11 protein-coding genes are annotated in these 13815 nt (G+C 60.5%); 2 read left to right on the top strand and 9 right to left on the bottom strand.

Annotated elements, in window-relative coordinates; genetic code table 11:
• Positions 1-33 precede the first annotated feature (33 nt).
• Positions 34-1338: an MFS transporter gene (locus tag QN413_RS19410; RefSeq protein ID WP_323498221.1), complete on the top strand. Its 1305-nt coding sequence runs from the start codon at positions 34-36 to the stop codon at positions 1336-1338.
• Positions 1339-1572: 234 nt separating this feature from the next.
• On the opposite strand, the gene QN413_RS19405 is transcribed toward QN413_RS19410, so the two are convergent.
• Positions 1573-2193: a carboxymuconolactone decarboxylase family protein gene (locus QN413_RS19405; protein WP_323498220.1), complete on the bottom strand. Its 621-nt coding sequence runs from the start codon at positions 2191-2193 to the stop codon at positions 1573-1575.
• A gap of 163 nt (positions 2194-2356) precedes the next feature.
• Positions 2357-3226, bottom strand: coding sequence for a LysR substrate-binding domain-containing protein (locus QN413_RS19400; protein WP_323498219.1), 870 nt, complete (start codon positions 3224-3226; stop codon positions 2357-2359).
• A 96-nt stretch (positions 3227-3322) separates the two neighbouring features.
• On the opposite strand from QN413_RS19400, the gene QN413_RS19395 reads away from it, so the two are divergent.
• Positions 3323-4624, top strand: coding sequence for an aspartate aminotransferase family protein (locus tag QN413_RS19395; RefSeq protein WP_323498218.1), 1302 nt, complete (start codon positions 3323-3325; stop codon positions 4622-4624).
• A 94-nt stretch (positions 4625-4718) separates the two neighbouring features.
• Here the strand turns inward: QN413_RS19395 and QN413_RS19390 are convergent, their stop codons facing one another.
• From QN413_RS19390 to QN413_RS19360, 7 genes are all read right to left on the bottom strand, one after another.
• Positions 4719-5090 carry a (2Fe-2S) ferredoxin domain-containing protein gene (locus QN413_RS19390; protein WP_323498217.1) on the bottom strand — a complete coding sequence of 124 codons (372 nt, stop codon included), beginning with the start codon at positions 5088-5090 and terminating at the stop codon, positions 4719-4721.
• Between the two features lie 13 nt (positions 5091-5103).
• Complete coding sequence (locus QN413_RS19385) at positions 5104-7185, bottom strand: TonB-dependent receptor (protein ID WP_323498216.1); 2082 nt, start codon at positions 7183-7185, stop codon at positions 5104-5106.
• A 46-nt stretch (positions 7186-7231) separates the two neighbouring features.
• Positions 7232-8071, bottom strand: coding sequence for a hypothetical protein (locus QN413_RS19380; protein ID WP_323498215.1), 840 nt, complete (start codon positions 8069-8071; stop codon positions 7232-7234).
• A 45-nt stretch (positions 8072-8116) separates the two neighbouring features.
• Positions 8117-9100 (bottom strand): GTP-binding protein, encoded by a 984-nt coding sequence (locus tag QN413_RS19375; RefSeq protein ID WP_323498214.1) that lies wholly within the window; start codon positions 9098-9100, stop codon positions 8117-8119.
• A gap of 129 nt (positions 9101-9229) precedes the next feature.
• Entirely contained in the window at positions 9230-10948 is a 1719-nt protein-coding gene (locus QN413_RS19370; RefSeq protein WP_323498213.1) for a hypothetical protein, read from the bottom strand.
• Positions 10949-11071: 123 nt separating this feature from the next.
• On the bottom strand, positions 11072-11398 hold the full coding sequence (locus tag QN413_RS19365; RefSeq protein WP_323498212.1) for a hypothetical protein: 327 nt from the start codon (positions 11396-11398) through the stop codon (positions 11072-11074).
• Positions 11388-12977: a tubulin-like doman-containing protein gene (locus QN413_RS19360; protein ID WP_323498211.1), complete on the bottom strand. Its 1590-nt coding sequence runs from the start codon at positions 12975-12977 to the stop codon at positions 11388-11390. Before QN413_RS19360 ends, QN413_RS19365 begins: the two co-directional genes overlap by 11 nt.
• Between the last annotated feature and the right edge of the window lie 838 nt (positions 12978-13815).

Raw genomic sequence — 13815 nt, 5'->3', positions numbered from 1 at the left:
CAAGCCCGGCGTCTGCGCACGGTGCTCTGGGTGGTGTCGCTGGCGACCGTGGGGCTCGTCTTCGACGGCTATGACCTCGTCGTCTACGGCACGGTGGTCTCGACGTTCCTGCGCGATGCATCGCACATCGGCACCGTGACCCCGGCGATTGCCGGCGTGCTTGGCAGCTATGCCCTGTTCGGCGTGCTGGTTGGCGCGCTGCTGGCGGGCAGCGTGGGCGACATTGTCGGGCGGCGCAAGGTGATGCTGTTCGCCTATGCCTGGTTTTCCGTGGGGATGGCACTGACGGCCTTGTCGACAACGTCGGCCGCCTTTGGCTGGCTGCGCTTCGCCACCGGCCTGGGTGTCGGCGCACTCGTTGCGACGACAGGCGCGCTCGTGTCCGAGTACGCGCCCAAAGGGAGGAAGAACCTGTGCAATGCCATTGTCTATGGCGGCATCCCTCTGGGTAGCCTGCTCGCCGCCCTCCTCGCCATCCTGCTGCTGCAGCACATTGGCTGGCGCGGCATGTTCAACATTGGTGCCTTGCCGCTGTTCACCCTGCTGCCTCTGGCGTACTTCAAGATGCCCGAATCCGTCGCCTGGCTGGCTTCGCGCGGCAGGATGGCTGAGGCTCGGGTCCTTTCCGAGAAAACTGGTGTCGAGCTCCCAAGCGAGGTGGTCGAGCTGGCCGGGCAGCACGGAATTGCCGACGAAGGCAAGGCGGGCTTTGCTGGCCTCTTCGGCGGCCACTACCTTTTCCCCACCATCGTGCTCGGCCTGATGAGTGCCACCGGCCTGGTGCTGGTGTATTCGCTCAACACCTGGTTGCCAGAACTCATGCTTCGCGCCGGCTTCAATGCCAAGGGTTCGTTGTCGTTTCTCCTAGTGCTCAATGGCGGCGCACTGCTCGGCGCCCTGCTCGCCTCGGGCGCGGCGGACCGCTTCGGTCCAAAGCCGGTCGTTGCGACCTGTTTCGCCACCGGCACCATCGCGCTGATCTTGCTGACACTGGGCTTCCCGCTGGCGGCCTTGTTGCTGATCGTCGCCATTGTCGGGCTGGGAACAAGCGGTACGCAAACTCTGATCTACGGCTTCGTTGCTAACTACTACCGGACCAACGTGCGCGGCGCAGGCGTCGCATGGTGCGCAGGCTTTGGCCGGCTCGGTGGCGTCGGCGGCCCAATGCTCGGAGGTCTGCTTATCGGCGCTGGATTTGCGCTGAATTCCATCTTCTACGTGCTGGCGGCGCTGGGTGTCGTCGGTGTGATTCTGACCCTGCTTATCCCCGTCAGCGGCGCCTCGCTCGGCACCCATGCGGCGCCTGAACCGACGGGCGATGCGCTAACGGTCGGATAGAAGCAGTAGCCCTCACCCTGAGACCCTGGCTCGGAGCCTCGCGCCCCGTGCTGGACTGTGGAGCTGGCGCCATGCCCTCACAGTCCATGAAAAGCATCGTTACCACGCTTCGACGCACCCGCGAAACGCCGTGACGAAATCACGGTAATTGAAAACGAGCAGTTCTTCGGCGCCGGGATCAGCTATGTGAACCTTCATCTTATTGCCGCAACTCGCATTGCCACGACAGAACCGCTATTGCGGCAGTCTCCTGAGCCCTACCTGGCCCTTTGGAAGCTTGTATTGCGCTGAATTCAGTTGCATTGCCAGTAATGTGTAGTAGCCGGCGATCCCGGTCAGATCCACCACACCTTTGGTTCCAAAGCGGGTTTTGACCCGCTCGAATGTGACATCGGACACTTGCTTGTTCTTTGCCAGCTCGGTGGTATAGCTGTAAATCATGTCTTCGTCCGAACTCATGCCGACAGGACGACGTCCTTCTGCAATAGCATCCGCGACCTCTTTGGAGATGCCGGACTTCAGGGCCAACGGATAGTGATACCACCACTCGAAGTCCTGTGTCCACTCGCGGGCGATGATGAGGATGACCAGTTCGCTCATCGTGTTGCCGATCGCCGATTTGTAGCGCAAGTAATCACCCATCGATCGCGAGAGTGTCATGACCTGCGGGCTGTGCATCAGGGGCTCGAAGGGTCCGAAAACCGGGCCCTTGCGTGCCACTTCGAAATCAGCGGCAGCCTGGGCCTGCTCGGGCGTGTAGGCTGCCGGAGGAATGGTCGGCAGCCGGTCTTCTGCATGAACCTGAACTTGGAGCAACAGGACGCTGGCGGCGAATAAATGAAAGAAGCGGGGCATCAGGTTCCAATGGTGCGTGAATCAAATTCGAATCGTCCGACGATGAGCGGCTGAAGCAGGAAGACGACAATATCCCTGCAACTCATTCCTTGGCTGAACGATACGATCATGGCTCAATCCTCTCAGAGTGTTCAGCCTTCTCAAAAGCTGGGGCGATTCAGCTTCAAAACGTCGGCACGATCTTCTCCAGGTGCTCGGCGAATTGCACCACCAACGGCGGTGGCCGCAGCAGGTCGAATTTCACCGTCAGCCCGACGGTCGGCAAGCTCGGCAACAGGTCGCCCGGTGCGAGGATCTGCAGATCCGGGGGCACCGCCGATTGCGTCAGCACCGCGATGGCCTGGCCGGAGCGCACCACGGCGAGCAAGCCGGACATGCTGCCGCTGGCGTAGGCCACGCGGTACGGGCGATGTGTCGCGTCCAAACGCTCGACGGCCGCACGGTGATCGAGCGTGTCCGGGTCGGAGAGCGCGAGTTTCAAAGGCTCGTGCGTCGCGGCGAGATCATGCCGGCTGCCGACCCATACGAGAGGCTCGCGACGCATGATCGACGTTGTGCCGTTTGACTCGGTGTTGGTGTCGGTGGTGGAGACAAGCGCCAGATCGAGTGCGTGCTTCGCAAGCTGTTCCAGCAGCCTGGGCGTCGGCGCGCAGATCACCTCGACGAATACCTGAGGATGCTGGCCTGCAAAGCTGCGCAAGATGTCCGGCAAAAACGCCGCAGCGTAGTCGTCGGGGCAACCGAAGCGCAGTGTGCCTACAAGCCCCGTGCCCGAGATGTCCGCGACCGCGGCATCGTGCTGCCGCAGGATGGTTCGCGCGTGGCCGAGCAGCCGTTCGCCATGCAATGTAAGCACCACGCCGCGGCCAGTGCGATTGAGCAACGGCTGGGCCAGCATCTCTTCGAGCTTTTTCACCTGCATGCTCACTGCAGCCTGCGTGCGGCCGATCTTGTTGGCAGCACGCCCCAATGTGCGCGTCTCTGCGATGGCCACGAAGGTGCGCAGTAGATCGAAGTCGAGTTGGCGTCTCATGAAATAAGTGGGGCTGATAGCTGCATTCAGAAATATTAGCTTTCCTTGAGGTTGGCGGGTTCGTACGCTGGGTCACCAATTCACCTGGAGCACCCGATGTCCCGCAACGACGACCCCGATTTCTGGCAAGCCGCGCGTCGGCACCTGATCCGCTACGGCGGCGCCTTTGAACCGATGATCATCGAGCGGGCGCAAGGCAGCTTCGTGTATGACGCGGACGGCCGCGCGATCCTGGACTTCACGTCGGGCCAGATGAGTTCGCTGCTGGGCCACGGGCACCCTGAAGTCGCCGCTGTCGTGGCCGAGCACGCACGCAACCTCGACCATCTGTTCAGCGGCATGCTCAGCCGGCCCGTAGTGGAACTTGCGACCCAACTTGCCGCCATCACGCCGCCCGGACTCGACCGCGTCATGCTGCTGACCACCGGCGCAGAAGCCAACGAGGCCGCCATCAAGATGGCCAAGCTCTACACCGGCAAGTTCGAGATCGTGAGTTTTGCGCAGTCGTGGCACGGCATGACCAGCGGCGCCGCATCGGCCACCTACAGCGCGGGTCGCAAGGGCTACGGGCCGGCCGCGGTGGGTTCGTACGCCATCCCTGCGCCGTATCCGTATCGCCTGCGCTTCGAGCGCGATGGCAAGTTCGACTGGCAAGCCGAACTCGACTACGCCTTCGACCTGATCGACCGGCAATCGAGCGGCAACCTCGCAGCCTTTATCGCCGAGCCGATCTTGAGTTCAGGTGGCCTTATCGACCTGCCGCTCGGCTACCTCGCAGCATTGAAGAAGAAGTGCAGCGAGCGCGGCATGCTGCTGATCCTGGACGAAGCGCAAACCGGCGTGGGCCGAACCGGAACGATGTTCGCCTTCGAGCGCGACGGCGTGGTGCCGGACATCCTGACTTTGTCGAAGACGCTCGGCGCCGGCTTGCCACTGGCGGCAGTGATGACATCGGAGGCGATCGAAGACGAGTGCCACGCGCGCGGCTTTCTTTTCTATACGACCCATGTATCCGACCCGCTCCCGGCTGCGGTCGGCCTCAAGGTGTTGGAAGTGGTGCAGCGAGACCGACTGGTCGAACGCGCATGCGTTGCCGGTCAACGCCTGGAGAGCGGATTGCGCGCGCTGCAGGAAAGCGTCGACTGCATCGGCGATGTGCGCGGACGCGGCCTGCTGCTGGGCATCGAGATCGTCAAGAGCCGAGCCGGCAAAGAATCCGCCCCCGACCTGGGCGTCGCCATCACGCGTGAGTGCATGAAGCTGGGCCTGAGCATGAACATCGTGCAGTTGCCCGGCATGGGTGGTGTCTTTCGCATCGCCCCGCCGTTGACGGTGAGTGACAGGGAGATCGATCTGGGGCTCGATCTGTTGAAGCGGGCGATCGGGGCTGTGGCTTAGCCAGCTCTGGTTGCCAACGGGCCAGAAGCAAGCCCCAATCTGGCACTGCCCGCGGCGCATTGCAAGTTGCAGTAGCGAGCCGCCCAGCGTTGCCCTAACTCGACAGAACCGTCATCTCGGCATCGGGGCTTGGCCCGCGATGAAAGACCAAGTCTTCCACTACGCGACCGTGCCCGAGGTGGTCTTCAATGATGCGATCCATGGCATCCGGTGTGACAGCGTAGTACCACACACCATCCGGTTGCACACACACGACTGGTCCGCTGCGACAAGCGCCCAGGCAATCGACCCGGGTAGCCTTCACACAATTTGGACCTGGCGCAAGTGCGCCGGAGAGCTTCAGCTTCGCCGCGACCTTCTCTAATTCTTCGGCCGTCATGCCATCGGCGACGCAATTGCGGCCAATGCATATCAGCAAGTGACGGCGGTAGTCGACGATCACTGGTTTGAAAGGCTGCTTGCTCATCGGCTCGCTCCCATCAGAAGCTCGCCCGCATGCTGACACGAATTGTTCGCGGTTCAAGCGGATGCAGCAGCCGACCCTCGAACCCTTCACCGCCATTGCAACCGGCCCCTTCACGCCGCGTGCACGACGTGCCCCAATACTCGATGTCGTTGGCTTTGCTGCCGAGCAAGTTCAATATGTCCAGCGAAACCTGCACTTTAGGACTGACTCGGTATCCGATCTTGAGATTGGCCGTGAGGAATGCGGTAGATTTCTGAACGCCGGTTTCTTCCAGCGGATACGACCCTATATAGCGCAACCGAAGCCCGCCAAACCATTGGCCCTTGGAATCAGCGGACACGCCAATCGAAGAAGACAACGGAATAGCGTTGGGCACGTATGTGCCACCATTTGTAGCCTGTGCGAAGCGTGCGCGTGAAACTGCTACGTCAGCGTCCACATGCAGCCAGTCGTTGACGGCAATGTCGTTTGAAAGCTCGATGCCATAACGCCGGGACGCGCCCCTGGGCTCTGTCGCGCCCTCGTCTCCGATGAAGACCAATTCGGAATCCAGATTCGTCCTCCACAACGAAAGCGCAGCATTCCAATCGGGCAGCGGGGTAAAGCGCATACCGAGCTCTTCACTTCTAGCCTTGGCCAGCAGTGGTAACCGGTTGTTCTGGCTGCCGTCGCGGGGGTTCTCGATCGACGTTGCGCCTCGAAGATCGTTGCTGTGAAATCCCGCGCCCCAGTTGATATAAAACTCGGTTCCCGCAAACGGGCCAAAGGCCAGCGACAGTTTTGGACTCACTTGCGAGGCGCGCGCCGAGCCGCCGTTTTCCATGTTCAACGCACCGCCAAGCGACCTGGTATGACCCCTAACCTCGTCGAAGCGCGCGCCGACGGTGCTGCGAAACCACGGCACCCACTGAGTGCGGAGTTCGCCGTAAAGGCCAATGGCGGTTTCGTCGAGCTTGTCTTCGCGAACAGTGTCAGTGCGCACCCGGTTCACCGTGTCGAACAAGCCAACCTGCGGAAGACGATCCTGCCGAAGTTGCAAGCCCACGATGGCATCTGTATCGGGCCATGAAGAACCCAGTGCCCAACTGTGGGAGACGGCACCGCCGAAAATGTGGCGACGATCTTCCTGTTCGTGCTCTGGTTCCTGCACTCCCGACGGCGACGAGTAAAGGTTCAGACCGTAGCTAACGGCATAGACGCTGGCACGTGTGCTGCCGCCCTGATTGCTGGCGGCCCATTCGCCCGACAGACTGTTGCGGAAGGTGCGACCACCGTCTGCCGGGGCCAGCGTGCCGTAACGGCCGATCTCCCCGTTCGTGATTGCGCGCTCGGGCACGTGTTCGGTCGCGGTCCAGTTCGCCGCATAGCTCATCGCCGTGATCGCGAATCCGTTGTCGGCCGTGCCTGAGGACAACCGCAGCAACCCGTTTGTCTTGTGCAGGTGCTCCGGCTGGTCCCATGGGCCATTGGCGCCGCCTAATTCAATGGCGCCAAGTAGGGTCAGGCCATCGCCAAACGTGGTACTGCCCGCAACCAGCGAGCGGCGGTACTGGTGCTGCCCAAAGCTGACGTCAACGAACGGTGCAGGCAGGCTGCGTACATAGTCGATGCGCGCCGAGCCGGTGACGGCGAAATCGCCATCATCAACGCCATAAGTGCCCTTGCGATAACGAACGGTGTCGATCAGCTCAGGCATCAGGAAATTCAAATCCATGTAGCCCTGTCCGTGGGCGTGCGACACGTTGTTGATCGGCATGCTGTTGACGTAGCTCGCAAAGTCGCTGCCATGGTCAAGGTTGAAGCCGCGCAGGAAATACTGGTTGGCCTTGCCGTCGCCTGAATGCTGGGTGACAGTGAGTCCGGGTACCGACTCCAGCACTTCGGCCGGCCGCAGCAGGGGTCGCGTGGCCAGCTGTTTCGCCGTGATCGTGCCCTCGGTCGCGGAGTCGGCCACGCCAACCAGATCGGCGGAACGACTGGTTACGGTCACGGGCGCAAGTTCGGCCGGAGCCTGCGCCTTGGCGACCGAAGCCGACACAACAGCGACGACATAACCGGTGCGCCGCAAGAGGTCGACGACATCACTGGGTTTCACGGGATTTTCCTGTCTGTGGGGTTAGTGGCTCAGCACGCAGGTTGCGCTACGGTGCAGATGGCGTTATGGGGCCTGCGGCAACGACGTGGTCGCGCCGACGACTCCGTGAGCGCCCAACCCAGATCAGCAGCATCAATACGATGAGCGCAAAGCCGGTCAGCGAAAACGCCACATCGTCAAGCTCGATCGCAGGAATGAACTCCTTGAGGATGTTGTAAAGCGCCACGCCATAAGAGATGGCTACGATGAGCCATCCCAGCGCCCGCCTGAAACGCCGGCCAGCCGCCTGCCCATCGGCACTGCGGCCGATTCGACAAATGAGGCGCCCGTCGAGCGTGTCTGTGATGACCATGCCTGCCGTAAAAATCAGACCGGCAACTGACGCAGCCAGCAGGCCGCCACCCTTGTTGCTGGCCACGTAGCCCCACGCCGAGGCCTGGGTCGCTGTGTCGAACACCGTCGCGAACAGCACGCCGATGGCAATCACGGCCCATGGGCTGGAGTGGTTGCGCAAGCGCTCGGGAATCAGCTTGAGCTTCCATCCGGTCGGTGCATACGCCGGATCGCGCCGCAACAACAAACGCAGGTTTAAGGTGCCGACGAGCAACAGCAGCAACGTCGGTATCCAGCCGAAGATCAGGACGACGGCGTCCGGCACCGAGAGCGTGTGCGTGAGCTTGCTGACGCCAACGGCAATCGCCGTCACGAGCAAGCCATGTCCGATCGCGAACAACGTTCCGATCCAATGTGCGTGCTGGTGGTCATGACTCAAGGCGCGCCAAGTCAGGCCGTCAATGCATGCGATGTGGTCCGGGTCCAGTCCATGACGCAAGCCAAGCACGAACATCAGTACCAGCCCCGACACGGAAAGCATTTCTGCATTCATCGAAAACTCCTTGATCTGCGTTACCTTAGGAAAGGAGCGTCGCCGTCAGACGGCAATGCACGAGGCAAAGCCGGCAGCGAATAACGCGGCGTCCAGGTCACGACCAATCACCACGTACTCACTCCGGCGCATCTCTCCGGGCTCCCACGCACTGAAACGACTCATGGTGGTCAGCATCCGCACGCTCTGGAACACGACGCGCTCGTTGAAACTGTGGGCGTTGAACACCCCCTTTGTGCGCAACACCTGATCGCCCTGCTCTTGCAGCAAAGGTGTGATCCAGGACATGAAGCGGTTCATGTCGATCGGACGCGACTCACGTAGAACGAATGAGGCAATTGCCGGGTCGTGCTCGTGTTCGTGGTCGCCCAGAAATTCGGGGTCGACCTGCAGCTTTGCATCCAGCTGGAAGGCGTTCGAGTTCAGGATCAAGGCCAGATCGACGACGCCCTGTTGGCTGCGATGAATCTTTGCCAGCGGATTCAAGCTGCGCACCCGACGTTCAATGCGCGTCACAGCTTCTTCGGAGGCCAAGTCGGTCTTGTTGACCAGCACGATGTCGGCGAAGGCCACCTGCTCCTGCGCCTCGATGCTTTGCTCGAGGTTCTTTTCGAGGTTTACCGCATCCACTACGGTCACGAACGAGTCGAGCCGCGTCGAGGCCCGAATCTCCTCGGAAATAAAAAAGGTCGAAGCCACGGGCGCCGGGTCGGCCAGCCCGGTGGTTTCGATCAGGATGGCGTCGAGTTCGCCATTTCGCTCCTGCAGACGGCTGATGGTCTCGATCAGGTCACCTCGGACGGTACAACACAAGCAGCCATTGTTGAACTCGATCAACTGCTCGTCGCTCTCCTGCACGATTAACTGACCGTCAATGCCAACTTCGCCGAACTCGTTCACGATCACGGCTACCTTGCGCCCATGCTGGCCTTTCAGGATGTGGTTCAGCAGGGTCGTCTTGCCCGACCCCAAGTAACCGGTGATGACTGTGACCGGAATTTTTCGGGTGAGTGCGGTTTGCAGATTCATGTCGGGCGGTCCGGAGGTTGTCAAAATTTGCGATGGCGCGAAGCGAGAGGAATCGATCTGGCGTGAGGCGGGACGCCGCTGTGACGACCCGCCTCGTTCAAGCCACTTGGAAGCTTATGCAGCGCCGGCTCAAGCGTGTGCGTCGATAAGCTTCTTGATCGCCTTTTCAGTCGGCTGCTTCATGACTGCATCGCCACCCGGTGTTTTCACAACCGTCTTGGTCATCATCGCAATGCCCTCTTCCATGATCACCTTGCGGTTCGGCGGCGGCAGCTTGTCGCCGCGCAACTGGTCGTAAGGCACCACCACCCAGCAGGCACAACCCCAAATGCACTCACCGGCCATGCCCTCGAAACGAATAGCCGGCTCCGACAGCATCGGTCCGATGTCAATCAGCCAGGCATGTTCGTTGAGCTTGGTTTCCCAATCGAGCCGGTCGTAGTTCTTTTGGCTGGCCCAGAATGCCTCGAGGTCGGTCTTGGCTACACCGGGGGTAATGATGTTGGCGTACGCGGTGAGCGTGTCGAAGAACTCGTGGTTGTACATCTGGATGGTCGACTCCGAGTCCATCAGATAGCTCTTGGTGACCTCGTCCTTGAACGCTTTGTGCAGCTTTTCGACGCCCATGTCACGCGAAGCGTGGATGTGGACTTCAGCATAGTCCGTCTCGAACTCCGCGCGAAGGCCGTCGTACTTGGGCAGAAACTCGATCCATTGCGCCATTACCGAGTCCCACTTCGAACCGGCTTCGCCCGGAAGGACCTGAACACCAGGGTGCGTCAGTTTGGCGACATTGAAGAGTGTCCAGTTGCGCGACTTGCCTGACAGTGTTTCGTGCGGTGCACCGGTGAAGCCTGCTGGCCGCATGGCACGGAACAGCACCCGCCCACTGTCGAGCACCGCGAAGCGCATGAACGAATCGGCCACGAACCGATTGGTCACCATCTGCTTGAAGCCGTGTCGGATTTCCTTTTCGCCCGTAGTGGTGTAGGCAGTCAACCGTTGCCAACTCTGCTCGGGATTCACTACAAAGAAGCCGCCAGTGAACGGGCTGCGATACAGGTCACCCCAGACGGCGGTGACGCCTGCGTTCTTGTCATCGTCGAGCATGCAATCGAGATCGTTGAGCGTGGTGTACTGCGTCGCGTTGTTCTGATAGTGCTCTGGGTCACCACCATGGCTGAGCTGGCCGACCCCGATCACCGGAATACGCCGGCCGAGCTTGACGTTCGACAGATGACGAGCCAAATCAACCACCATGCCGCTACCGACCCCACCGGCCATACCGAAGCACACCATCACCATGGAAGGCAGCCCTGCAGCCTCGATATGGTCTACGAACTTGCGCAATGCCTGGTCCATTGGACGCTCGCCGGCGTAGTAGGCGTTGGCATAGATACCCTTTGCGACAGCGCGTGGGAAGTGCTCCCCGGCTTGAGGCAATTCGTACTTGTGCGGAACGTAAGACTCGAAATTCGGATTCCAGTAATAGCGCGGATATTCCAGTTTGAGGAACTCGCGCGTGCGGTTCATGCCTTCGAAGAACTCCGCCTTGTCGGGCACCGGCAGTGCGATCGACTGGAACTGAAAGCGTTCTGCCGGAATGCCGCGCGACTCCAGACGCTTCCTGAAGGCAGCAGCGTAGTCGGTGACGATACCCATGTCCTGCTCGCCGATGTCGACGACCATCGCCGCAAACGTAGCGCGCGGGTCCACCAGCAGATCCTCGATCTCGCCGGTGCGCAACAGCGCCTCGATGTAGGCCATGCCGGTGCGGCCAATGCCAATGGCATGAAGGCAGTGCGGGGACTGAACGCCAGTCGAACTGTGATACATAGATGCAGACATTGCTTTAACTCCGATTGCTAGGTGAAAAATGCCAAGTAAGAAATCCGGTTTCCCGGTTGCGATGCAGGGTTCAATGCGGTACGGTCACCCTGTGTCCTCAATTGCTGCTGCGCCCTATGGCGTTCAGCAACGAATAGAGAAAGTCTCGGTTCTGTCCAGAAATTCCAGGTCGCGCAAAATGTGCGCGACCGATGTCGCACGCTCGTTGGCGACATACAGCATGTAGTCCTCGACAAACAATCCTGGATCGCGCGATATCGTCCCGTCGTCGATCAGCGCCACGCCTTTTTCGAGGTTGGATCTATGCAGTGCTGCACGCCAGATCGGCGATTCGATGTAGATCGCGACGTCGTCAACGCCGGACACTTTCAGAAACTTGCCGCCTGCACACGTTGGAACCAGGAATCCTTGGCCGTATTTCTTCTTCACGGCAGACCAATCAAGCGGCATGACGAATCTCCATTTCGGGTAGGGCAACTCCCGGCTGACTTCGTGCGGGGCCGCGCATCTCTTCGAACGGAATCGCAACCCAGCCGCCGCCCCCGCCGAGTCCAGCACCCGCCATGCCGTCGATCCGCGTCGATGGCTCGCACAGCACGACGCCACGTTCCAACAGCAGCGCATGGGCCGAGATACGCTGGGCCGAAGACAAGTCGTCATAGGCATCGCGGACTTCGAAAAAGATGCTCAGATCGGACTTGCCTACGCGTGGCAAAACGAATTGCACCGACCCGTCGAGTCCTCCCTCGGCCAAACTAGCCGCCGCCTCGGGTGCAAATGCAAGATCCAAAGCGGTGGCCCATCCGGTGGCTTCAGCATTCTTCTCCGCTACCCGCACCTCGATGAATTCGGGTGCGTAGCCCGGCAGAATTCCCAACTGGTCCAGCAGTTGCCGTGCGCCTTCGGCAGGGGAATGACTGGCATCGGCGAAGCCAAGCACATGCATCCACTTGGCGCCCCACGGCGTGCGTGCGGCCGAGTGCTGGGTCGACGGCGCCGCGACCCAGTTCAACAAGCGCAACACTTCCCAAAGGTTGGCGCCGTGCCGGGCCGTGAGCAGTGCCGCAATCTCGCGGTCGACATGTCGGTGTGTCAGCGCAAGGTCACCTGCCCGTGCAAACGCCGGTTGCTGCGGCACCATGAGAAACCCCGCAGTAAACGGATTTTTGTATAGCTCACCGCACGCCTGAACCATGCCCCGGTTTTGATCCTCGTTGCACAAGCCATCAAGCTCGTTCAATGCGGCAAATACCTGACCACCCCGATGCACCGGCGTGTCGCCTTCGCAGGGCGCGATGCCGATGCCCATCACCAGCACACGCCGCCCGAACAACCCAGTCGACAGATGGCGCGCCAGGTCGAGCGCCATGCCGCTTCCGGTGCCGCCACCCAAGCCAAATACGATGCACACCACCGCGTCGCCTTGCGTTGCGTTGGTGCTTGCCGCAAAGCGCCTGAGTGCCGCAGCCATCGGGCGTTCGCCCTCGTAGTAAGCCCTGCTGTAAACCGCTTTTGCCAACGCACGCGTTACCGGTTCGTTGACGTCCGGATGTATCGTGGATTCCGAAAGCCACGGCTCGAAGCCGGCACTACCCTGGAGCATCGGGTATTCGAGCTCAAGATGGCCCCGAAGATTCTTCATGCTTTCTGCAAGAACTTCTGGCGCCGGGACGGCGAGCGACAGCGTCTCGACATGCGCGCGCTCTGCGCCGAATTTCGATGCCAACGACACTACGTCAGAAAGTGCTGACTGACCATGGTCGATGTCGACCGCAAGCACGCTGAAACGGGATCCCGATGTGGCCAGCAGATCCGGTGGCGCATCTCGCAGCATCTGTCTGACGATTTCGACACCCGCGCCTCCCACGCCAATCACGTGAACACCGAATGGAAGCGAATCGGCATCGACGACCCGGTGTACGCCGCGGCGCAGCGCATCGAGCTTGCGTTGCTGCAGCTTGGCTTCGGTGGCGCCGATAGCGGGCGTCGGGCGCCCTCGCATCAGATCGATTCCCGGAGTGGATGCCATAGCTTTTTTTGTCAAAAAAAAAGCTCATCCTGAGTGTTAAACACCCGGGATGAGCTGAGTTGCTCTCTTCACTATCGGCGATGCTGCCGATAGTGAACCATATGTACTTCAGTCCAAGTTTTTAAGATTTGGCGCTAAATTGAAGTCGAAGTTATTCGCTTCCATGAAGTCTGTCAATGTATTTTCCGAGGAAACTTAGCTTCGTAGTCATTACATGTCGTCGTGCGACTCGACATGATCTACTTTTGTATGACTCGATCTCGGTGAAGGCAGTCCGTCGAGAATCGGGACTCGTCAAACCAGACCAGTCGCGAGCGACGTGGGGCACTTCGGAAAGTACACTCAAGGACCCTGGCGTCAGTCCCTTCGAGAGCATACGAATCACGCGGGATCGAGAGGTTTGACATCTCGACCGGTATCTCGACCGAATCGAATGCAGTGCCCTCGCACTCGGATTTGACTTCGATCGCACCAGCATGACGAGCGCGATCGCGCTTGAATTGGCGCACGCCATTGGAGGTCCAGCGATGGGCACCAGACTCACGTTTGCACACGATCAAAGCTTCACGCTTCGCAGCAACGACCTTCAGCCCCTGCCTGATGGACGAATCGATCTGCTGATTCAAGCAATGCCGCTTCTGATCCCCGGTCCGATGTCCGAACGCAATGCAACTCTGCGCGCTGGCAACGAAGCAATGCAGAAACGCCTTAGGCGACGTGCGCTGGTTGCATCGGCGACATCACCGGTGCACGCTGACCGCGTCTTCGTTGGGGATGCCCTCGATCGGCGCTTCCGATGTGCCGACAGTGGTCCGCGTGAACGACTCGACCATCTCGC

It is taken from the genome of Variovorax sp. LG9.2 (genome assembly GCF_035018885.1).
Taxonomy (GTDB): Bacteria; Pseudomonadota; Gammaproteobacteria; order Burkholderiales; family Burkholderiaceae_C; genus Variovorax.
This window is presented reverse-complemented; position numbering and strand designations above follow the sequence as displayed.

Coding starts and splice junctions, on each gene's coding strand:
- QN413_RS19405 (WP_323498220.1), bottom strand. CDS start 2,193: ATGCCCCGCTTCTTTCATTTATTCGCCGCCAGCGTCCTGTTGCTCCAA.
- QN413_RS19400 (WP_323498219.1), bottom strand. CDS start 3,226: ATGAGACGCCAACTCGACTTCGATCTACTGCGCACCTTCGTGGCCATC.
- QN413_RS19395 (WP_323498218.1), top strand. CDS start 3,323: ATGTCCCGCAACGACGACCCCGATTTCTGGCAAGCCGCGCGTCGGCAC.
- QN413_RS19390 (WP_323498217.1), bottom strand. CDS start 5,090: ATGAGCAAGCAGCCTTTCAAACCAGTGATCGTCGACTACCGCCGTCAC.
- QN413_RS19380 (WP_323498215.1), bottom strand. CDS start 8,071: ATGAATGCAGAAATGCTTTCCGTGTCGGGGCTGGTACTGATGTTCGTG.
- QN413_RS19375 (WP_323498214.1), bottom strand. CDS start 9,100: ATGAATCTGCAAACCGCACTCACCCGAAAAATTCCGGTCACAGTCATC.
- QN413_RS19370 (WP_323498213.1), bottom strand. CDS start 10,948: ATGTCTGCATCTATGTATCACAGTTCGACTGGCGTTCAGTCCCCGCAC.
- QN413_RS19365 (WP_323498212.1), bottom strand. CDS start 11,398: ATGCCGCTTGATTGGTCTGCCGTGAAGAAGAAATACGGCCAAGGATTC.
- QN413_RS19360 (WP_323498211.1), bottom strand. CDS start 12,977: ATGGCATCCACTCCGGGAATCGATCTGATGCGAGGGCGCCCGACGCCC.